Annotated in this window: 27 protein-coding genes and 1 pseudogene; 19 read left to right on the top strand and 9 right to left on the bottom strand. The window is 52.5% G+C overall.

What is annotated here, in order from left to right; genetic code table 11:
* Window positions 1-8: 8 nt before the first annotated feature.
* Together ACN06F_RS12950 and ACN06F_RS12945 are read left to right on the top strand one after the other, a co-directional pair.
* Window positions 9-1,244 carry a YbfB/YjiJ family MFS transporter gene (locus ACN06F_RS12950; protein WP_198349036.1) on the top strand — a complete coding sequence of 412 codons (1,236 nt, stop codon included), beginning with the start codon at window positions 9-11 and terminating at the stop codon, window positions 1,242-1,244.
* Complete coding sequence (locus tag ACN06F_RS12945; protein ID WP_038477176.1) at window positions 1,244-1,846, top strand: glutathione S-transferase N-terminal domain-containing protein; 603 nt, start codon at window positions 1,244-1,246, stop codon at window positions 1,844-1,846. Before ACN06F_RS12950 ends, ACN06F_RS12945 begins: the two co-directional genes overlap by 1 nt.
* A 150-nt stretch (window positions 1,847-1,996) precedes the next feature.
* Here the strand turns inward: ACN06F_RS12945 and ACN06F_RS12940 are convergent, their stop codons facing one another.
* Complete coding sequence (locus tag ACN06F_RS12940; RefSeq protein WP_433924055.1) at window positions 1,997-2,890, bottom strand: LysR family transcriptional regulator; 894 nt, start codon at window positions 2,888-2,890, stop codon at window positions 1,997-1,999.
* A gap of 139 nt (window positions 2,891-3,029) precedes the next feature.
* On the opposite strand from ACN06F_RS12940, the gene trpB reads away from it, so the two are divergent.
* The 3 genes from trpB (at window position 3,030) to ACN06F_RS12925 (ending at window position 5,885) form a co-directional block, all read left to right on the top strand.
* On the top strand, window positions 3,030-4,235 hold the full coding sequence (gene trpB, locus ACN06F_RS12935) for a tryptophan synthase subunit beta (protein ID WP_433924054.1): 1,206 nt from the start codon (window positions 3,030-3,032) through the stop codon (window positions 4,233-4,235).
* A gap of 20 nt (window positions 4,236-4,255) precedes the next feature.
* Entirely contained in the window at window positions 4,256-5,095 is an 840-nt protein-coding gene (trpA, locus tag ACN06F_RS12930; protein ID WP_433924053.1) for a tryptophan synthase subunit alpha, read from the top strand.
* 169 nt (window positions 5,096-5,264) lie between these two features.
* Window positions 5,265-5,885 (top strand): LysE family translocator, encoded by a 621-nt coding sequence (locus tag ACN06F_RS12925; RefSeq protein ID WP_253485823.1) that lies wholly within the window; start codon window positions 5,265-5,267, stop codon window positions 5,883-5,885.
* Between the two features lie 49 nt (window positions 5,886-5,934).
* Here the strand turns inward: ACN06F_RS12925 and ACN06F_RS12920 are convergent, their stop codons facing one another.
* Window positions 5,935-6,282, bottom strand: coding sequence for an antibiotic biosynthesis monooxygenase family protein (locus ACN06F_RS12920; RefSeq protein ID WP_095603878.1), 348 nt, complete (start codon window positions 6,280-6,282; stop codon window positions 5,935-5,937).
* A gap of 62 nt (window positions 6,283-6,344) precedes the next feature.
* Window positions 6,345-6,695 (bottom strand): NIPSNAP family protein, encoded by a 351-nt coding sequence (locus ACN06F_RS12915; protein WP_089039456.1) that lies wholly within the window; start codon window positions 6,693-6,695, stop codon window positions 6,345-6,347.
* Between the two features lie 75 nt (window positions 6,696-6,770).
* Between ACN06F_RS12915 and ACN06F_RS12910 the strand changes: the two genes are divergently transcribed.
* The 5 genes from ACN06F_RS12910 (at window position 6,771) to ACN06F_RS12890 (ending at window position 9,187) form a co-directional block, all read left to right on the top strand.
* The gene (locus ACN06F_RS12910) at window positions 6,771-7,511 is read left to right on the top strand and encodes an ArsR/SmtB family transcription factor (protein ID WP_433924052.1); all 741 of its coding nucleotides are present in this window, start codon (window positions 6,771-6,773) and stop codon (window positions 7,509-7,511) included.
* Window positions 7,512-7,621: 110 nt separating this feature from the next.
* On the top strand, window positions 7,622-7,942 hold the full coding sequence (locus ACN06F_RS12905) for a hypothetical protein (RefSeq protein ID WP_038477155.1): 321 nt from the start codon (window positions 7,622-7,624) through the stop codon (window positions 7,940-7,942).
* Between the two features lie 85 nt (window positions 7,943-8,027).
* Window positions 8,028-8,492, top strand: coding sequence for a YpsA SLOG family protein (locus ACN06F_RS12900; RefSeq protein WP_433924051.1), 465 nt, complete (start codon window positions 8,028-8,030; stop codon window positions 8,490-8,492).
* A 23-nt stretch (window positions 8,493-8,515) separates the two neighbouring features.
* Window positions 8,516-8,875, top strand: coding sequence for a VOC family protein (locus ACN06F_RS12895; protein ID WP_095603874.1), 360 nt, complete (start codon window positions 8,516-8,518; stop codon window positions 8,873-8,875).
* A gap of 75 nt (window positions 8,876-8,950) precedes the next feature.
* On the top strand, window positions 8,951-9,187 hold the full coding sequence (locus ACN06F_RS12890; protein WP_433924050.1) for a helix-hairpin-helix domain-containing protein: 237 nt from the start codon (window positions 8,951-8,953) through the stop codon (window positions 9,185-9,187).
* Window positions 9,188-9,246: 59 nt separating this feature from the next.
* On the opposite strand, the gene ACN06F_RS12885 is transcribed toward ACN06F_RS12890, so the two are convergent.
* The gene (locus ACN06F_RS12885) at window positions 9,247-9,777 is read right to left on the bottom strand and encodes a LysE family translocator (RefSeq protein WP_433925119.1); all 531 of its coding nucleotides are present in this window, start codon (window positions 9,775-9,777) and stop codon (window positions 9,247-9,249) included.
* A gap of 12 nt (window positions 9,778-9,789) precedes the next feature.
* Window positions 9,790-10,068, bottom strand: a pseudogene (locus ACN06F_RS12880) (AraC family ligand binding domain-containing protein); the annotation flags it as partial.
* Window positions 10,069-10,230: 162 nt separating this feature from the next.
* Between ACN06F_RS12880 and ACN06F_RS12875 the strand changes: the two are divergent.
* On the top strand, window positions 10,231-11,124 hold the full coding sequence (locus ACN06F_RS12875; protein WP_433924049.1) for a dihydrodipicolinate synthase family protein: 894 nt from the start codon (window positions 10,231-10,233) through the stop codon (window positions 11,122-11,124).
* A gap of 65 nt (window positions 11,125-11,189) precedes the next feature.
* Here ACN06F_RS12875 and ACN06F_RS12870 read toward each other — a convergent pair whose 3' ends face one another.
* The gene (locus tag ACN06F_RS12870; RefSeq protein ID WP_038477135.1) at window positions 11,190-12,158 is read right to left on the bottom strand and encodes a zinc-binding metallopeptidase family protein; all 969 of its coding nucleotides are present in this window, start codon (window positions 12,156-12,158) and stop codon (window positions 11,190-11,192) included.
* A gap of 140 nt (window positions 12,159-12,298) precedes the next feature.
* Window positions 12,299-13,186 carry a LysR family transcriptional regulator gene (locus tag ACN06F_RS12865; RefSeq protein ID WP_433924048.1) on the bottom strand — a complete coding sequence of 296 codons (888 nt, stop codon included), beginning with the start codon at window positions 13,184-13,186 and terminating at the stop codon, window positions 12,299-12,301.
* A 144-nt stretch (window positions 13,187-13,330) separates the two neighbouring features.
* Here ACN06F_RS12865 and ACN06F_RS12860 point away from each other — a divergent pair, with 144 nt between their 5' ends.
* The 3 genes from ACN06F_RS12860 to ACN06F_RS12850 all read left to right on the top strand — a co-directional run bounded on the left by ACN06F_RS12860 (window position 13,331) and on the right by ACN06F_RS12850 (window position 15,115).
* Entirely contained in the window at window positions 13,331-14,464 is a 1,134-nt protein-coding gene (locus tag ACN06F_RS12860) for an MFS transporter (RefSeq protein WP_433924047.1), read from the top strand.
* 30 nt (window positions 14,465-14,494) lie between these two features.
* A complete protein-coding gene (locus tag ACN06F_RS12855) occupies window positions 14,495-14,824 on the top strand; it encodes a hypothetical protein (protein ID WP_433924046.1) in 330 nt (109 codons plus the stop codon).
* Window positions 14,825-14,965: 141 nt separating this feature from the next.
* Window positions 14,966-15,115: a hypothetical protein gene (locus ACN06F_RS12850; protein WP_433924045.1), complete on the top strand. Its 150-nt coding sequence runs from the start codon at window positions 14,966-14,968 to the stop codon at window positions 15,113-15,115.
* Window positions 15,116-15,182: 67 nt separating this feature from the next.
* Here ACN06F_RS12850 and ACN06F_RS12845 read toward each other — a convergent pair whose 3' ends face one another.
* Both ACN06F_RS12845 and ACN06F_RS12840 read right to left on the bottom strand, forming a co-directional pair.
* Window positions 15,183-15,485 carry an XRE family transcriptional regulator gene (locus ACN06F_RS12845; RefSeq protein ID WP_095603867.1) on the bottom strand — a complete coding sequence of 101 codons (303 nt, stop codon included), beginning with the start codon at window positions 15,483-15,485 and terminating at the stop codon, window positions 15,183-15,185.
* Window positions 15,486-15,495: 10 nt separating this feature from the next.
* Window positions 15,496-15,843: a type II toxin-antitoxin system RelE/ParE family toxin gene (locus ACN06F_RS12840; protein ID WP_433924044.1), complete on the bottom strand. Its 348-nt coding sequence runs from the start codon at window positions 15,841-15,843 to the stop codon at window positions 15,496-15,498.
* A 42-nt stretch (window positions 15,844-15,885) separates the two neighbouring features.
* On the opposite strand from ACN06F_RS12840, the gene ACN06F_RS12835 reads away from it, so the two are divergent.
* The 5 genes from ACN06F_RS12835 to ACN06F_RS12815 all read left to right on the top strand — a co-directional run bounded on the left by ACN06F_RS12835 (window position 15,886) and on the right by ACN06F_RS12815 (window position 19,435).
* Window positions 15,886-17,039 (top strand): IS3 family transposase gene (locus ACN06F_RS12835; RefSeq protein WP_319618591.1). Its coding sequence is split into 2 segments (ribosomal slippage): window positions 15,886-16,129 and window positions 16,129-17,039, totalling 1,155 coding nucleotides; the frame shifts between segments, so codons are not numbered across the junction.
* 323 nt (window positions 17,040-17,362) lie between these two features.
* Window positions 17,363-17,698 carry a zinc ribbon domain-containing protein YjdM gene (locus tag ACN06F_RS12830; RefSeq protein WP_038477126.1) on the top strand — a complete coding sequence of 112 codons (336 nt, stop codon included), beginning with the start codon at window positions 17,363-17,365 and terminating at the stop codon, window positions 17,696-17,698.
* Between the two features lie 164 nt (window positions 17,699-17,862).
* Window positions 17,863-18,285: a GNAT family N-acetyltransferase gene (locus tag ACN06F_RS12825; RefSeq protein ID WP_205739002.1), complete on the top strand. Its 423-nt coding sequence runs from the start codon at window positions 17,863-17,865 to the stop codon at window positions 18,283-18,285.
* A 148-nt stretch (window positions 18,286-18,433) separates the two neighbouring features.
* A complete protein-coding gene (locus ACN06F_RS12820) occupies window positions 18,434-18,655 on the top strand; it encodes a nucleotidyltransferase family protein (protein ID WP_433925118.1) in 222 nt (73 codons plus the stop codon).
* Between the two features lie 81 nt (window positions 18,656-18,736).
* Window positions 18,737-19,435 (top strand): esterase/lipase family protein, encoded by a 699-nt coding sequence (locus ACN06F_RS12815; protein WP_433924043.1) that lies wholly within the window; start codon window positions 18,737-18,739, stop codon window positions 19,433-19,435.
* Window positions 19,436-19,550 lie beyond the last annotated feature (115 nt).

Genomic DNA, 19,550 nt, shown 5'->3' with positions numbered 1-19,550 from the left:
GATACGACATGATCAATAGCAAAGACTTGCCTGCTCTGATGACCGGCGTGATGGCCACCTTGGCAGGAATAGGCATTGCCCGTTTTGCCTACACACCCCTATTACCGGCACTGATTCAAGAGGGGTGGTTCAGTGCCAGCCAAGGAGCTTATCTAGGGGCTGCTAATCTTCTCGGTTACTTTATTGGTGCGTTGTCTGCTCACGCTCTGAGTGAGCGTTTTTCTGTCCGCGCGGTGATGGGGGCAAGTTTCGTAGCGATCGCACTGAGCTTCTTCCTCTGTGCGGGGGCAGGCAGTTTTAGCTGGTTTTTCTTTTGGCGATTAGTCTCAGGTATTGCTGGCGCCATTCTCATGGTGGTTGGCCCATCGTTGGCTCTGTCGACCACGTCTCCGGAAAGGCGGACTAGTGTCGGTGCCCTGGTATTCACTGGCATTGGCTTTGGTGCACTGCTTTCAGCATCGGTGGTGCCAGTGCTTCTGGAGTTAAGCCTAACGGTTACCTGGGGAACGCTGGGTCTGCTCTGTATTGCTGCGGCTCTTGTATGTGACTGGGGCGTTACTCGGCTGTCCTCACCGCCGGTGGTTAGTCAGGAAAGGCGAACAAGTGAGACAGGGTATGCAGGAATAAATGCCGCTGTGCTACTGGTGATAGGTGCGTATGCCCTGGACGCCGTCGGGTTTGTTCCGCATACCGTATTTTGGGTGGATTATCTCGCCAGAGAAAATGCCTTAGGGCATCAAGCGGCTTCTCTACAGTGGGGCATTTTCGGCTTGGGCGCCGTGTGCGGGCCACTGATAGTAGGAACGTTGGCGCGAAAAGTGGGCTGGCACCATGGCTTAACCCTCGCTTTTTTAGCCAAGGCTGCCGCTGTGTCCCTGCCAGTATTTTCACTAGCATTGCTTAGTCAGTCAGTTTCCTCGTTTGTGGTGGGCGCGATGATCCCAGGTATTGTTGCGCTGACGTCTGGGCGACTGGCTGAATTAGTCGGCCCCACCGCCCACAAAAAGCTCTGGGGGCAAGCGACTGCCGCTTTCGCTGCAGCTCAAGCGTTTTCTGGCTACGCGATGTCAGCGCTCTATGTAGCCTGGGGCACTTATTCACCGCTATTTGCGATTAGCAGCCTGGTGTTGGTAGGCGGCTTTGTACTGGTGCTGCTGAGCCGAGGCCAGCAGCAGCGTCATGCCCCTCTCTCTACTGTTCCTCTTTCTACTGTTCCTCACTCCAATAAGAAACGGAGGCCATAATGCAGCTTTTTCTTAACGCAACGTCACCCTATGCGCGCCTAGCGCGGATCATCTTACTTGAGAAGGATCTGGTGGATGACGTTACATTGCGCTGGTGCGACCCTTGGGCAGATGACAAAGCGCTGCTAGAGGTTAATCCCGCTGGGCGAATTCCAGCGCTAGTGACTGACGAAGGCACGACACTTAGCGAGTCAATGTTGATTGCTGTTTATCTTGATAGCGTCAGTGCTAGTTCGCCTATGATTCCCCAAGCCCGATTAGCGAATGTACTGCATCTGGCCGGGCTTGGTCAGAATCTTATGGATGTTGCGTTTACGACCGTTATTGCCAGAAAGCACTATGGCGCTGAGATTGATCACAGTGAGCTTGGGCGAAGGCGCCAGCGAGCCATGCAACGAATAGTGGAACAACTGGATAGTGAACTCTACGAAAGTCAGCTGGCGTCGTCGATTACTCTTGGTGAAATCGCTTGCGCTGTTGCGCTAGATTACTTGGCCTTCAGGTTGCCAGAAGTGCGCTGGAAGGAAGCGTACCCACAGCTCAAAGCGTGGCATGCCGCAGTAATTGCCAGGGATAGTTTTCAGCAGACTGCATTTGTGTAGCCTCCTGCGGGTGCGCTGACGCTTACACCGCGCTACAAAATACGAAAATTCAATCGTTTAGGTTATGTAGCGCGGTGTAACGAATCTTGCGAGGGACGAGCAAATGAGGCACCCGCGAACGGAGGCGGAGCCTCCCGGTAAGGTTGGGGATCACTCGTTGAGTGCCTGCTTAAGCCACTCTGCCAGTGGCTCGCTGCGGCGGTTGTTGGTTTGTTTCGGCAGCCATAGGCAGAGGCGGGCGGGCGTTTCGATACTTCCCCAAGGGGCCACAAGCCGCCCGCTGCGTAAATCGTCTTCCACCAGTAGCTTGGGTGCTATTGCTATGCCTAAGCCCGCCACCGCTGCTTCAATCAGATAATAAAGATGGGCAAACCCTTGGCCCTGTTGAAGGGCGTCCTCCAATGCACGTTGCGCCAGCCCTTTGGCGCTCGCCCACTGTGGCCACGCCTGGGGACGTGAAGCGGTCACTAACAGCTTGTTGGCAAATAACGATTCTGGCTTGGCTGGGTCGATGTGTGCTGCTAGGAGTGGGCTTGCTACTGGGCAAATCTGCTCGGGAAGTAGCTCGATAACCTCCACATCCGCGGGCCAGGGCGGTTCAATAAACGCCAGGGTGGCGCTGGTATCTACCTGTTGACCGGGCAGTTCGCTGTCACTTACCACGACTTTTAGCTTCAGTTGCGGCAGCTCTTGGTTCAGGCGATCCAGGCGGGGAATTAGCCAGCGCGCTAGCAGGCTGCCAGGGCAGGCCAGGGTAAAGGGCGCTTCTTCCACATCACGCTTGAGTGCTGCGCAACTATTGCGCAGTTTGCTAAATGCCTCGCCTACGCCGCTTTGCAGTTGCTCACCATGGTGAGTCAGCACCAGCCCACGCCCTGCTTTTGCAAATAGCGCTACACCAAAATGCTCATCCAGGCTTTTAAGTTGGCGGCTAACCGCGCCATGGGTAACGCTTAGCTCATCGGCGGCAGCGGTCACGCTACCCAATCGGGCAGTGGCTTCAAAGGCGCGCAGGGCGCTAAGTGGCGGCATGCTGTTCTGCATTGCTTATCCCATAATGATAGTTCTGATTTAATAGTTGATTAAAACTCACCTATTAGTGACATCTTATCGATTTTTATCCCCGTCTGCCTGCGCTACCTTCAGTCTATTCCCAATTTCCACGTTGTACTCAGAGGTCGTGATGAACCAATTCGTGAACCTGCCCGATACCAACGGACTGTTTGGCAGCTTCGGCGGCCGCTTTGTCGCTGAAACACTCATGCCGCTCATTTTAGAGCTGCAAGATGAGTACGCTGCTGCTAAAAATGACCCCGAATTCCAGCGCCAGTTAGCCTACTTTCAAGGGGATTACGTCGGGCGGCCAAGCCCGCTTTATTTCGCTGAAAGACTGACCGAACACTTCGGTGGGGCGAGTATTTACCTCAAGCGCGAAGAGCTAAACCACACCGGCGCGCACAAGATTAACAACTGCATTGGCCAGGTACTGCTAGCCAAGCAGATGGGCAAAAAGCGCATTATTGCTGAAACTGGCGCCGGTATGCATGGAGTGGCCACCGCCACGGTAGCAGCGCGTTTTGGCCTGCCTTGTGTCATCTATATGGGCGCAACCGACATCGAACGCCAGCAGCCTAACGTGTTCCGCATGAAACTACTGGGGGCTGAGGTGATTCCCGTCACCTCCGGCACCGGCACACTCAAAGATGCCATGAACGAAGCGCTGCGCGACTGGGTGACCAATGTCGACGACACCTTCTACATTATTGGAACCGTGGCTGGGCCGCACCCGTACCCTGCGATGGTGCGCGACTTCCAAGCGGTGATTGGCCATGAAACCCGCAGCCAAATGCTCGAAAAGCAGGGGCGTTTGCCGGATTCGCTGGTGGCCTGTATTGGTGGCGGATCAAACGCTATGGGGCTGTTCCATCCGTTCTTAAACGACCCAGATGTGCAGATGATTGGCGTAGAAGCGGGCGGCAAAGGCGTTAAAAGCGGCCTGCATGCCGCCAGCTTGAACGGCGGAGCGCCTGGCGTACTGCATGGTAACCGCACCTATCTGCTGCAAAACGAAGATGGCCAGATTATCGACGCCCACTCAATATCAGCGGGGCTGGATTATCCCGGTATCGGCCCAGAGCACGCATGGCTCCACGAGCAGGGGCGGGTTGAGTATGTTTCCGCCACTGACGATGAAGCGCTGGAAGCCTTCCAGATCTGCTGCCGTCAGGAAGGCATCATTCCTGCCCTGGAAACTGCCCACGCCTTGGCGGAAGTGGCTAAGCGTGCGCCCCGGCTTCCCCGTGAGCACTTAATGGTGGTCAACCTTAGCGGTCGTGGCGACAAAGACATGATGAGCGTCGCCCATCATCTAGGTGAGAAATTCCAATGAGTGCGAACCAGGAGACTGTTATGAATACCCCCACTCGTCTTAAAGACTGCTTTGCCGCGCTCAAGCAGCAGAACCGCCCTGCGCTGGTTAGCTACCTCACCGCAGGTGATCCAGACGCGGAGACTTCGCGCCGCCTGCTACATGGGTTACCTGAAGCAGGGGTGGATATCATTGAACTCGGCATGCCGTTCAGTGACCCCATGGCTGATGGTCCCGCGATTCAAAAAGCCGCGCTGCGTGCACTTGAAGGCGGCCAAACCCAAGTTAAAACGTTGGAAATGGTGCGCCGTTTCCGCGAGCAGAATAGCACCACGCCTATCGTACTGATGGGCTACTACAACCCGATTTACTGCTATGGCGTTGAGCGCTTTCTTTCTGATGCTGCCAGCGCTGGGGTTGATGGCCTGATTGTGGTGGACTTACCCCCTGAACATGATGAAGAGCTCTGCCAGCCAGCAGCCCAGCACGGCATTGATTTTATCCGCTTAGCCACCCCGACCACCGATGCTAAACGGTTGCCCAAAGTACTCAGCAACACCTCTGGGTTTATCTACTACGTATCGGTGGCGGGGGTTACTGGCGGTAGTGCGCCAACACCAGAACGGTTAGAGGCGTCGGTCGCTCAGCTCCGCGAATACACCGAGCTACCCATTGCCGTTGGCTTTGGAATACGCACCGCTGAGCAAGCCGCTACTATTGGACTCTTTAGCGATGCGGTGGTGGTTGGCTCCGCGCTTGTTGACTGCATCGAACATGCCAGCACGCCTGATGAAGCAGTGGAGCGAGTGCACGGCTTAGTCAGTGAGTTGGCAGAAAGCGTCAGGGCATGTCGTACAGCAAGCGAGCCACAAGTCTGTTGATACCAGCAGATTGATACAAGAAGAGTAAAAAAACGATATGTTAAGAGAGCAGGCCAGCAGCGCCTGCTCTTTTTAACGTTGAGCAAAATCCTAATTAAAGGTTAATCTAGCTGGATCGATGGTGAAATAATGAGTGGAAGCTCACGCGAGCTAATAGGAACGGGCTTTTATGAACCTTACAACACTGCTGTTTTTTATCCCTGCCTGCTTCGCCCTTAATATGGCGCCTGGCCCTAATAACCTGCTTTCATTAACCAATGCTAAACGCTATGGCGTTCGGACAGCTTGTTTAGCGGGTATTGGGCGGCTAATAGCATTCGTCGGCATGATTACGCTGGCAGCGACTGGCTTGGCGACACTGCTTTACACTTCTGAAAAAATCTTCCTCGTTATTAAGGTGGTTGGTGGGCTCTACTTATTATGGCTGGCATATCAGCTATGGGGCGCCGACACTACCGCAAGTGATAGTGCTGAAACTCAACACATGAGCTTATTTGAGCTGGCGCGACAAGAGTTCTTGCTTGCTGCTGGTAACCCCAAAGCCATTCTGATTTTTACCGCTTTCCTACCGCAGTTCGTGGAACCTAGCGGCAATGTCGGTCTGCAGTTTTTGGTGCTAGGTGTGCTGTTTTTACTATTGGAATGGGTAGCGATTGCTGGTTACGCCTATGCAGGTAGTTTTTTGAGCCAGTGGTTTTCACGCCCCACTATGCGGCGCTTATTTAACCGCAGTTGCGCAACTCTATTAGCCAGCGCAGGGGTAGGACTGTTGCTGGCTAAAAAAGAGTAAGCGTTAAGACTCGCTGTTTAAATACGCTAGACCACCGACCACAGCCGTTCTACGAGTGGTGCGCGTGACGCGAATCCTCAGGAGCCTCGCGCCGGTCATTCATTCCGTAGTCTCGGATGACGGAAGCGACACGCAGACGGTAGTCGGCAAAGATATCCTGTCGACCAGCTTTCTGAGCTGCTCGGTGAGATTCAAGCGAACGCCACTGCTTCACGGCATCTTCATCTCGCCAATAAGACAGCGAAAGAACTTTGCCGGGCTGCGCCAGGCTCTCGAAGCGCTCAATCGATAGAAAACCGTCGATAGCTTCCAAATCTTGGCGTAATGCGCTGGCAGTATCCAAATAGTCTTGATAACGGTCAGTATGTGGAAGCACTTCGAATATCACAGCGATCATGGCAGATTCCTTATATTCATAAGCTCTTTATATTCTCAGACTCTTTTATAGTCACAGCGTCGTTACGTCGATACGTTCATTACATCGACAGCTTCAATGCCCAAGGTGCCGTCTACCACCTCGACAAAACTGCGCTCCTCTTTGAGGATGAATCGTTGCTCTTGGGCCATTGTGAAGTTCGCGTGCCCTCCTTCATCAGATCTCAGCCGAGCGCGATAGGCTTCATAGGAAGCTAGGCTATCGAAGGCAATTAGGCCCCAGGCGATATTGTTGGTGCCCTCTAAAGGCAGGAAGTAGCCAATAAGATGGCCGCCACACCAGGGGATGATTTTTCCCCAGTTTTCCGCGTATTGCTTGAAAGCGTCGCGTTGGAAAGGGTCGATCTCGTAGCGAATGATGCAGGTAATGCTCATCTGATTATCTCCATTGAAAGGCAACGGAGACGATACCTAATTGCCGCACCCAAATGGTTCGACTAAGATCGAACCATGAATGAAGCCCCTAACATTGTGCGCGTTGCCGCACTGATCGGAGATAACGCTCGGGCGGAGGCGCTCTGTGCCTTAATGTCTGATCGCGCGCTAACGGCGACTGAACTGGCAAATATGGCCGATGTGACTAAGCAAACCATGAGCTTCCACCTCGGAAAGCTGCGAGAGGAAGGATTACTCGCGGTCGAAAAGCAGGGGCGCCACCGCTATTTTAGGCTGGCGGGGCCACATGTTGCTGAACTTTTGGAGTCGCTGATGGGCCTCGCTTTCCGAGGCGACGATAAGCATCTGTCTATCGGCCCGCGCGACCCCGCGCTGCGTAAGGCGCGAGTTTGTTACGACCACCTTGCAGGGGGGCTAGGGGTTTTTGTGTACGAGCAGATGCTCGAGACAGATATCCTTCAGCAGCTTCCAGGCGGACTACAGCTGACTAAACAGGGACGGCTGTGGTTCCTGAAACATGGCATCGATGCAGACGCGCTGGCTTCTTCGAAGCGATCATTTTGTCGGGCGTGTCTGGATTGGAGCGAACGTAGAAATCACCTTGCCGGCGCGCTCGGGGCGGCGCTGCTTGCGCGAATTCAGGCGCTTGGCTGGGCGAAACGGGAGGAAGACTCCCGCGTTATCGTTTTCAGTGCTAAAGGGGAAGCGTCGCTGCGGGCAATGTTCGCAGTGAACAACATGCCACCCACTCCTGACACCTCACCATTAGAATCCCTCTCGCTTGTTTGTAAATAATGTTCATTTTTCAGCGCTTGTAGCTACTTACTACCGCAGGCATTATCAGCGCTCGTGATTGCTGGCCGAAGGCGGCAACCATAAGGATTTCGTCGCACTGAGGGGAAATAATGAGGAAGCTCTTTTCACTGATCGTACTACTGGCAATTGGCTACGTGGGCATCTATATCTATTACGGTGTCGCCGTAAAACAAGAAGTGCAGCAGCAATTGGATGATCGCGGTCTGTCTTCGGTGAGTGTTGATAACGTTGAGTATGGCCTGTTTGCACCGGTTAACACCTCTGCAGAACTGACAGTAACCGTTACTTATCGCGGTTCTCAGGCAGCAGTGAACATGGTGGTGCAAGGGCACCCGGTGTTTTCAGACGACGTTAGTGTTGAGTTCGATGGTCTTCAAGCACTGAGCTTGGGGATAGGCTTCGGGCAGTAGGTTTTACAACGTTCGCTTGCACTTTTTTACACCGCGTGGCAAACGCGTTTGCCGCTCAACTAAAGACACGTGGCGTGGCTAATTTATGCTTTCCAAAATTATAAGTGGCGGCCAAACCGGCGCTGACCGAGCGGCACTAGATGCCGCATTAGCACTGGATTTCCCCATAGGTGGATGTTGTCCCGTCGGCAGAATGGCTGAAGACGGGCCGATTAGCAGCGTCTACAACCTTGATGAAATTGGCGGAGGGTATCGTCAACGTACCAAGAAAAATGTACAAGATGCAGATGGCACCGCTATCTTCTATGCGTCTTATCTTCAAGGGGGAACAGAAGCCACAGTTCTGTTCTGTATTCAGCAATCAAAGCCCTACAAGCTGATTGATATTGAGCTGATAGATCCGTTGCACGCGGCGATGTTGCTGGCCGACTTTGTGCACGACCGCCACATTACTGCACTTAATGTTGCAGGCCCTCGTGCCAGCACTTGCCCGGTAATGTACGCGTACGTTAAGCAAACGATGGAATTGGTTATCAAGCAATCACGCTAGATTAAGCTTAAAGGAACAAGCCAATGCACACGCATGAAAAACTTAATTACGTCGAGTTTGCAGCGAAAGATTTAGCGGCGACAAAAACGTTTTTCACGGCGGTGTTCGGCTGGGAATTCGTCGATTATGGCCCTGAATACAGTGCGTTTTCCAACCAGGGGCTAGATGGCGGTTTTTATCATTCAGATGCCTGTAGTCGAACCGCTAACGGTGGCGCACTGCTGGTTTTCTATAGCGCGGATATTAACGCAACGCTCGATAAGGTAGAGCAAAGCGGCGGTGACGTCATTCAGCCTATTTTCGAATTCCCAGGCGGCTTTCGCTTTCACTTCCTAGAACCCAGTGGCAATGAGTTTGCGGTTTGGTCAGAGGCGCGCACTTAAAACGCTAACGCCCCAGAGCTCTTTTAACCCCAGAGGTCTTTTAACCTCATAGATCTTTTAAAGAGGAGTACATGAGTGGCCTTTTCTGATGTAGAAAGAGATGCGCTTTTGAGTGTCAAAGGCGTTGGCCCTACCGTCCTCAAGCGTTTTGAAGAAATTGGTATCGACTCATTTACTGAGCTGGCCGCCCGCCAAGCGGATGAGATAGCAGAAACGGTGGCCGCCATGCTGCACACAACCTGCTGGAAAAACAGCCCGCAGGCAAAATCAGCTATTTCTGCCGCTATTGCCAGAGCGCAAGAGGGTGTGTGACACACCGCAAATGTAGCGAGCAATCAATGGTTAGAATGCTCGCTACCTGTGTCATCAGGCTAGCTAGCATTAAGCGGCAGCCAAACATGCTCATAGCCAATCGATAACGCCACGGCGACCAGCAGCCCCGCCATTACCCAGTTGAAGCCCTTAATGATCCCTGCGCTTTGAATACGCTGGCCAACCAAGCTGCCCATCAAGACATAACTGCCGGGTGCGCCAGCGGCTAATATTGCCAGCCCGAATGCCCAAACCACCAAGCTAAGCCCTTCAATACCCGCCGCAGGAAATTGCAGTGTAGCAAGGGGTAGGGTGGCAATAATGGCTTTTGGGTTAAGCAGTTGCATCACCAGCCCATCGCGAAAACGCAGCAGATGCGGGGTGTGGGCATGGTTGTTTAAATGGTTGTCTAAATCGCTACTTAAATCAGCGCTTGAACGGGCAATTTTTATTGCGAGATAAACAATATAGCTACAGCCCAACGCACTCACGACGATCAGTGCCTCATCGTCGATCCAAGCGGCGCCTGCCCAGCCCAATAGTAATAAGTAAGTAAACATCGCGGTGCCTACTAGGGCATCAGCGAACAGCGGCTTGACCTAGTCCGGGTGAGCATAAACCATCAGGTAGTCCAGTGCGTGCTTACCGCCCGGTTGGCCATCGTGAACCTCCTCAGGATTGAACAGAATCACATTGCCCGGCGGGCTTTTGTGGAACTGCCCGCCGCTAAAAAAATCCTGACGCCCAGACAGCGTTACGCCGAAAGCAAATTCCTCATGGGCGTGACGGTCATAGCTGAAGTTTTCAATCGCTGCCTGAAGCACCGTTAGTGTTGGCACATGCTGACTTTTGATGAATTGAAACCGGCTTGCATTCGCCATGCCAAACCCTCCTGATGAGTCACACCACCTAGCTTATGTGCTCCTGGATATCAAATGCTTGTACATAATTGCTAACTAACCTTGAGAGACTCTCTAGCCTCATCATGCAGCATCACGTATGTTAATAGCTTCTTATCTACCATCGTAAAAGGATCATTCACCATGTTCACCGGCCTGAGTGCATTTCCGCTAACCCCCATGAACGAGCAGGGCATACATGAGCATGAGTTTGCTCGTTTAGTGGAACGCTTGGTGGAGGCGCGGGTGGATTCTATCGGCGTGCTGGGGTCGACGGGCAGCTACGCTTATTTAAGTGGTGAAGAACGCGCCCGCGTAGCCAAACTGTGCGTTGAGCATGCCGCCAGCGTGCCAGTGGTGGTAGGCATAGGTTCGCTCCGTACCCGTGATGTACTGGCCAATGCTGAAAGCGCCCAGCAAGCAGGCGCTAGTGGCGTGCTGTTAGCGCCAGTGTCTTATCAAAAGCTGACCGAGGATGAGGTATTTGGCCTTTTTGAGACGGTTTGTCGTTCGCTGAGTGTGCCGCTATGTGTCTATGACAATCCAGGCACTACGCACTTTGAATTCAGTGATGAACTGCATGGTCGCATCGCCCAACTATCCCAAGTTCGCTCGATTAAAATTCCTCCAGTGCAGAATGATATAGCCGCCGCACAGGAGCGCGTGGCACGGCTGCGTGGGTTAATTCCCAGCGATGTAACCATCGGCATTAGCGGCGACCCAGCGGCCGCCACTGGCATGCTTGCTGGCTGCGATGCTTGGTACTCGGTGATTGGTGGGCTATACCCTGAAACTGCGCTGGCGCTAACCCGTGCCGCCCAAGCAGGAGACGCAAAAGACGCCAACGCGCTTTCCGCTGCGCTTGAACCGTTATGGGCGCTCTACCGTGACTTCGGCGGCAGCCTGAGGGTAGTCGCTACCATTGCAGAACTTACCGGAACAGTCAGCCAACCCTGTTTGCCCCAGCCGCTACAAACGCTGCAAGGCGATGCGCGGAAAAGGGTGGCGGCGGCGATTGACGCTTTGCAACTAAGCTAACGCGTTTATCGATGGCAGGCCCTGGCTAAAGCGCTGACTTTCCCAGGGCCTGTTGCAGATGCGGATTAAAGCCCTTGGGCACCGCGCCGTAGCCAATTATGCACGAAGGCTAGCTTGCGCATCGCCGGATCTGAAAGCACAAACGGATAAAGATCCGAAAGCCCCATCGAGCGGTTTACATGATTAACCCCAGCGACTAATGATGCCGCGATGTGAATCAAGCGCTCAGCATCCGGTTCGGCGTAAGCATCCCAACCATAGGTGTTGGGCAAGGCCGGAGAGGTCATGCCCGCCGACACAAAGCTATCGGTGATATCGGTCAGGTGCAGCAGGTGCGAGGTGGTTTCCGCCCAATCCTCATGAGGGTGTGAGGACGCATAGGTAGACAGAAACCGCTGCCGCCAATCCGCAGGCGGGCCATTGTGATAATAGTGCTGCAACGCTGCTGGATAATCTTCGCGCTCATCGCCAAACATCTCACGAAACGCATCAAGAAAGTCATCCCGTAAGCTCAGCCGCCACCACAGCATATGGGCGATTTCATGGCGCATATGGCCAATCATCGTGCGATAAGGCTCTGCCAGTGCTTCTTTGCGAGTTGTGCGTAACACCGCATCAGCCTCTGCGACACTGATGGTAACCACACCGCCCACATGCCCCATGGGCACCGGCGTTCCCCCTTCGGCAAGCATATGAAACACCGGTGGCGCGCCAGGGTCTTCCGGGCGAAACCAGTTCCAACGGCCAAGGTTGTCGATTACCCAGCGTTTAGCTGCCTCCGTTTGCGCCCAGTTGGGCATGGCATCTGAGATGGAAGGGTCGGGTGCTAGGGCCGTCATCGCGCAGGCACGGCAGAATTCACCTTGCTTAGGCGCAATCCAGTTGCAACCAATGACTTCGCGGTTGGCGCAGAAGGGCGGCATCGGCAGAAAGGCACGTGCTTGCGGGTCGTAAGCCACAGGCACACCGTCTGCGGTCACCAAATTATCAAACCAAAGTGAACCGGCACCGACCGGATTAGAAAACACACGCATAGGTCGGGTATCTCAAAAGAAACGAGACTTCAGTCTAGGAGCCAATGCGGCGATAAGCCAAACACATCTACCTTAATTTCTGTCTGGTTGGGCAAAAACAGCGTAAGTGTTGGGGATTGCTATCACGCCATTCTCCAAGCTTATGAGAGATGCGCTTCAACGAGATCCCTAAGCTGCTCACTCAGAGAGTTACCTTGCTTGCAGGCTAACAGTAACGGTGGGGAAGAGTCCCCGTCAGCAAGCGGTATGGCCATCAGGCCGTGAGCCATCGACGCGGCGCTGGCGGGCAGGATGGTAATGCCAATACCGGCGCCAACGAAGCACAGCATACTGCCGATATCGGGCACTTCCACAACATGGCTGAGAGAAACCCCTGCTTTATCGGCCAATGTCTCCAGTTGGCGCCTCAGAAATGTTCTTTGCGTGGCGGGCTGTAGTAAAAGCCGCTCGTTGGCTATTTCGCCAAAACTGATGGAAGGCTTTGCCTGCAGCCGATGGCCTGGGGGGAGTAAAACGAGCAGAGGTTCATCTCCCAGCCTGGAAACTGATAAACCCGCTAGAGAGTTCTCGTCCAGGTCGGCTCGTAGTACCGCAGCGTCAAGCTTACCCGCTTTCAGCGATGCGATATGTAAGAGGGCATTCCCTTCGCACAGCTGCAGTTCGATCAGCGGGCGCTCGGTGAGCAGTTTAGCCAGGGCAGAGGTGAGGGGTTTAGAGAAAATCGCGCTGGCCGAATAACCAAGGCGCAGCGTACCGACTTCACCCTGGGCTGCCTGCCTGGCAACGCTGATGCTTCGTTGTGCAGCACTGAGTATCTCCAAGCTCTCACCAAGAAAGGCCTCGCCTGCTTTGGTGAGATGGACACCTCGGGTATTGCGCTCAAACAGCTTCACACCCACGGTTTCTTCTAATGACTTAATGCTCTGGCTCAGCGGCGGCTGGGTAATATGCAATCGCTCGGCAGCGCGCCTGAAGTTAAGCTCCTCAGCAACGGCAACAAAGTGCTTAATCTGTTTCAGTTCGACCATCTCGTCGCTCCTCCGGTGACCACAACATACGCTGATTTCTGATGCTGCACTCTGTCGAAACAGCTATCACTGAGATAGCGATTCCGACCTTCATTCGAGCCTTGAGCGTACGTATGGTAATGCCTGTCTAAACAGGAATAAGCCATGCGTACGGCCTTAATAATTGGATCGCTCGGCGCTTTTTTTAATTTGTACCAGCTTCAGGCGCTGTTTCCAGCGTTAGTAGAGCGGTTCGGAACAACAGCCACTGGCGCTGGCTGGTTAACGATGGCCTCGTTGCTAGGAATGATGGTTACCGCGCCACTAACCGGCGCTGTAACAAAACATGCCAACCCTTCGCACTTATTAGTCGTTGGCTTTTTCGCATTGGCCGCGATTAACGCTTCAATGGCATTGACGACTAGCCAAGACGTGCTTTTTGTACTGCGGCTAGGCCAAGGCATTGTCATTCCCTTCCTATTAACCGCGACGATGAATTTGGTCTCTCAGCGACCAAGCAGTTTTGTGCCGCTGTACGTGACCGGTACCATAGTTGGCAGCACACTCAGCCGGTTTTATCCTGCTTGGTCAGTTGATGCCATGGGGTGGGAACTGGGGTTCTTAAGCTCCGCATGCTTGATGGTGCTATCGGCGGTGGCGATTTGTCTTCTTTCGAAAGCGACTGGCGCTGAACTAATGCAGCGTACGGAACGGCATCAAACGTTGGTGGCATATACAAGGCGCGCGCTGACTGACAATACGCTGCTCATTACCTATCTCGCGGGTTTTGCACTGCTCTTCACGCAAAGCGCGGTGTTTACGGCACTGGGTCTATGGCTTGCCCAAGAACCTTATTATTGGGATTCACAGCAGATCGGCACGATCTATCTGGCGTGTCTGCCCGCACTTTTCTGCGTGCTAACTGCCAGCGTATTGCGGCGCTACCTAAGCGAAGTAGCGATTGCCATATCACTCATAGCGTTGATTTGGGCAGCGCTGTGGCTGATTAGCACAACACGCATGTCTATCATGCTGAGCGTGGCGCTGTTTGCCATAGGAACCTATCTGTTCCAAACAGTGACGACCCAGTTATTAAGCAGCACGCGCCGCGTACCCGCCGGTGTTGCCGCTGGCATCTACCTCTCTTGCTACTATTTAGGTGGCGCAATGGGCGCAAGCCTTGCGGCGTATGCCTTTTCGATATGGGCCTGGAAAGGGGTAATTGCCTGTATAGCGATAGCCCAGACAATTATCTTTTGCCTAGTGATGGGTGCCCGGCATTGCGCCAAGGAGCGGTGAGCGAAAACCTTCTTAATCTTGATGGGCGCCATGCTCTCTGGGGCGGATTGCCTGATTCTTGATGAGCCAAACAACCATCTCGATCGACTAAATCGGCAGGCACTCATCGAACAGCTGCAGCGCTGGCCGCGTGGGCTAATAGTGGCCAGCCATGACCGGCAACTGCTGGAGGCCATGGAACGTATCGTGGAACTATCCCCCTTAGGGCTGCACAGCTACGGCGGCAACTACACGTTTTATGCTCAAGCGAAGGCGCACGAGCAGCAGGCTGCCCTTGATCAGCTCAGCCAACGAAAACTCGAACGCCAACGCGAAGAGCGCGCGATGCGCAAGCAGCGTGAACGTCAGGAGAAACGATAGGCTCGCGGCAATCGGCTGGGCAAGGAAGCCAACCAGGCTAAGATTCTGTTAGAGCGCCTGAAAGGAGCGCTGGCCTGCATTCTCTTCGCCGATTCCCCACCGCAACTATTGCTCCTGGACGAGCCAAATAACCACCTTGATTTGCCTTCAGCACAAGCACTGGAAACCATGCTGCGCAGTTACCAAGGCGCGTTAGTGGTGGTATCCCACGACGATACCTTTCTGGAAAACCTAGCCCTGACAGACCGCCTGCTAGCAACCGAACAAGGCTGGCATCTGGAGCCGATTTGATCTAAGTATTCGAGGTGTGATGCATTACTAAAAAACGGCGTAAGTCTAAACAGCTTGTTGGGGACAGCTATACAGGGAAGCCATGATGACTTCCATCGGGAAGTTCTATATCGACACGGACTCGGCCGCCTAGCGCTTCGACGTAGCGTTTGAGTGAACTAAGGCGCATATCCTGGCCAACTTTCTCAAGTCCTGCGACGGTGGGTTGTTTTACTCCCATCGCAATAGCTATGTCTGCTTGGGTTTTCTCCGCTAGCTGACGAATTTCGGCAAGCCTGATCTCGAATAACATATCGTTGGCTTTCGCCTCGGCTGCCGCAACGATCTCTGGCTTTTCTCTTGCTAACAAGTCTTCCAGTTTGCGTGCCATGGTTACCACCTCACTTTAGTGTTTCCAGGTGAGCCGTATATTCTTTATCGGCGACTGGAATCATCTCATTATAGAAGCGCTTGTCATTTCCACCTTTATCGCCTGCGCATAGCAAGATGCCTGTGCGACGTGGGTCAAACGCAAAAAATACTCTAATAGGACGTCCCTGGCACTGAACACGCAATTCCTTCATGTTGGAATGCTGCGAGCCATTTACAGTGTCAGCGTGCGGCCTTGAAAGCATCGGGCCTCGTTCACGTAGAAGAAGTACAGAAGCCAGAACGTTCTCACGTTCAATTTCTTCCAATGAGAAGAACCACGCTTCAAATGTGTCTGTTTGAATCGCCCCAGGTTTCATAGACACCTCCAGGCCCTATACTAAAGGTATCTAGGAGGAACCATGAGCCATCCCCGCTACACTGAAGAATTCAAAATCGAAGCCGTCAAACAAGTGGTAGAGCGCGGCCATCGCGTGGCCGAGGTCGCTGAGCGGCTAGGCGTGTCAGGTCACAGCCTGTACAACTGGATTAAGCGATACGATAAGCCGGTAGAACAACGGCAAGAGGATGATGATCTCCAAGCTGAAAACCGTCGTTTGAAGGCCGAACTCAAACGCGTATTAGAAGAGCGAGACATATTAAAAAAGGCCACCGCGTACTTCGCCAGGGAGTCCGACTGAGGTACGCGTTTATTCAAAATTATTCGAGCCAATATTCGGTACGTCGCTTGTGTCAGATGATGGCAGTGCACCCCAGCGGTTACTACGCATGGTGTAAAAAAGCGCTCTCTAATCGAGCGCGGGAAGATGAGCGCTTGCTGGGATTGATCAAGCACTCCTGGCTTGAAAGCGGCGGTGTATATGGCTATCGCAAGGTCTACCAGGACTTGCGTGAAGCTGGCGAAGCTTGTGGGAAGCACCGTGTGGCGCGTCTTATGAATAGGGAAGGTTTACGCTCTCAGACGGGCTATCGACGACGCCCTGGCGGCTATGGCGATGGGAAACCGGCTGCCGTATCCCCTAACCATTTAGACCGTCAGTTTGAAGTAACAGCGCCAAATATTGCTTGGGTGACGGACATCACGTACATCCGCACTTACGAAGGCTGGCTTTACCTATCGGTAGTTATCGACCTGTTTTCCCGTCAAGTGATTGGCTGGTCGATGAAGTCTCGCATGACTACGGAGTTGGCACTGGATGCTTTGTTATCAGCAGTCTGGCGACGCAAGCCACAAGGAACGGTGATGGTGCATTCGGATCAAGGGAGCCAGTTTAGCAGTGGAGACTGGCAAAGCTTTCTGAAAGCGAATTGCTTGGTAGGCAGTATGAGCCGACGTGGTAACTGTCATGACAACGCCGTTGCTGAAAGCTTCTTTCAACTTCTCAAGCGGGAGCGAATCAAGCGACAGATTTATTCAACACGCGAAGCGGCTAGACGTGACGTGTTCAATTACATTGAAATGTTTTACAACCCAAAGCGCCGACACGGCACAAGTGATAACTTGTCACCGGTTGATTATGAAAGGCGTTACTTTAAGAGCCTAACGGGTGTCTAAAATATCCGGGGCGATTCAGTTTGCTCGATAGACCACATGGAGACCTCTTTTTTTATAGGTTTTATCCTATATAGGCTATGCCCTATTATCAAGAGATTTTCTCAAACTAGGAAGAGGGCAAAACAGCTAATCAAATTATGCCTATCTTCAGGTAGCCAACCCATCATCCCCAACTATAAAAACGCCCTGTGGGAGGTGGCTTTAGCCCGCGACGATTCAAACACTGAGCCATCAACAGGCACCGCTTACCCTGAACCTGCCTGGATGCATTGGCCAAGGCTCAGTATCATAAGCAGTCAACCCAACCACAGAAGTCTCCCCCCATGTCATGCCCACCTTGCCCCAATTGCCAATCTGAATTCGTTTACCAGGATCAAAGCCTGTTTATTTGCCCAGAATGTGCCCACGAATGGAACCCTTCCGAGGTTGAAGCGGAAGACACCGTCACGGTGAAAGATGCCAATGGCACCCTGCTTGCTGAAGGCGATAAGGTAACGCTTATCAAAGACCTCAAAGTCAAAGGCAGTTCAATCGTGCTTAAGATTGGCACCAAGGCCGTGATCAAGCGGCTTAAGGAAGGCAAAGACCACCAGCTCGACTGCAAGGTCGATGGCGCTGGCGACATGATGGTCACCGCCCAGTTTGTGAAAAAAGCCTGAATATATGGCAGTTTGTGTTAGCACAAAGCGTTCATAATAATTGTTTTTATTGGAAATTAAGATATTGGAGAGGGCATTAACTAGGCTGCATGTGGTTGATCCATATGCTGGCGTACTCACTCCACCATAGAACGTACCACCCAATATCTGTTAGGAGATTTATAGTGATCTCATATCAACCAACTACTGATTTTGCGAAGTCAGCAGAGATGACATACAACAATATGCGTTCGTACTATGAGCATTACTCTGTTGATTGGGATCAAGCCAGAATATTGGAACAGATTCTCAAGCTGAAAAACTGGGACATTTTGCTGAATGGTGAAATGGTTGGTGTAATTCGCCTAGAATTCGACCATGAGAGCTGTTATTTACGAGATCTTCAAGTTCGTGACAAATTTCAAAATAAAGGCATTGGTGCATCTGCCCTGGGCGAGTCTTTAAGGCTGGCGAGAGAGTCCGAGGCAATACAGCTCCGGCTAAGGGCGTTTAAAATTAGTCCAGCGCATCATCTTTATAAGCGGCTTGGTTTCAGAGTGGTTGCAGAAGACGATAGGTTTTTCTGCATGGCTAAAGAGCTCTCCTAACACCCTGTTTAAGAAGAATTTCAAACATTTGGTATTTTTAGTTAAAGCTGGCATTAGTGGTTGTGTGTTTTCAGCCTCACAGCAGTGTGCTAAGTAGGTAATAGCATGGTCTTAGCATAAGCGGAACTAGGATAGACCTTAGAAGTCAATTTCAGAAGCTATGAGCTACTGGGTTGAAGTCGAAACGGCGCTCGGAGCCGCTTTGAACAGCTCTGGAGACGTTATACTAGTGTCACCTTTTGGTTTCGACTCTCTGTTTAATTATACTGTAACTATGAATTCCAAAAGGCCAAAGCCACAGGGTTTCAATGAGCGATTGACGACCAAGCGGTGGCTGGAAATCTGGCCAAGGTTAGTAGTAAATGCCTAGCCAGGAAGTTAAATTTGCTCCCTACGGTCGCCGGACGCTCGTTTCTCGCGCTATTTATAGCGCGCATCATGGATATTACGTATGAAGCTTATATTGTTAGCTTTCTTGCTGGTTTTCTCCAACAGTGTCCAAGCGTCATGCGTGATTCTCCTTCACGGCTTAGCACGAACACATAGCGCAATGGAGCCACTAGAGAGTGCGCTGAAAGAAGAAGGCTTCTTACCTATTAATGAAGGGTATCCATCAAGGGAATACCCAATTGAGCAGCTTGCAGAAATCGCGATAAGACCTGCCCTTGAAAAGTGCCCAAAGGGCGAAAAAGTCAATTTTGTGACTCATTCCCTTGGCGGAATTTTGGTAAGGCAGTATCTGAGCAGGCATGATGTAGCCAACTTAAACCGTGTAGTGATGCTTGGCCCTCCAAACCAAGGCAGCGAAGTCGTCGATGAACTCCGAGATGTCCCTGGCTTCCACTTCATCAACGGTGATGCAGGTATGCAGCTTGGAACAGATGAGTTAAGCATTCCCAGTACCCTAGGCAAGGCTAACTTCGACGTGGGTATTATTGCCGGGACAAGCAGCATCAATTGGATACTGTCCTCGCTGATACCGGGCACAGATGATGGAAAGGTCTCGATAGAAAGCACGAAACTAGACGGCATGAATGACCATATCGAAATGCCTGTTACGCATCCTTTTATGATGAAGAACGATAGAGTCATCGCTCAAGTTATTAACTACCTAAAAAATGGGAGTTTTGAGCATGATGACAATCCATAACAAGCACAGCAAGTAGAACATCGATGGACACTCTTTCGTGGGTTAGCCATTGACTGGCAAGACGCATCCGCAGCTCCGTGGCATAGCGCAGGGGCGGCATCGAATGTGTCGATGC

Source organism: Vreelandella sp. 21 (genome assembly GCF_050995515.1).
GTDB lineage: Bacteria > Pseudomonadota > Gammaproteobacteria > Pseudomonadales > Halomonadaceae > Vreelandella > Vreelandella alkaliphila.
The sequence above is the reverse complement of the archived record's forward strand: the minus strand, read 5'-3'. Positions and strand labels throughout refer to the sequence as shown.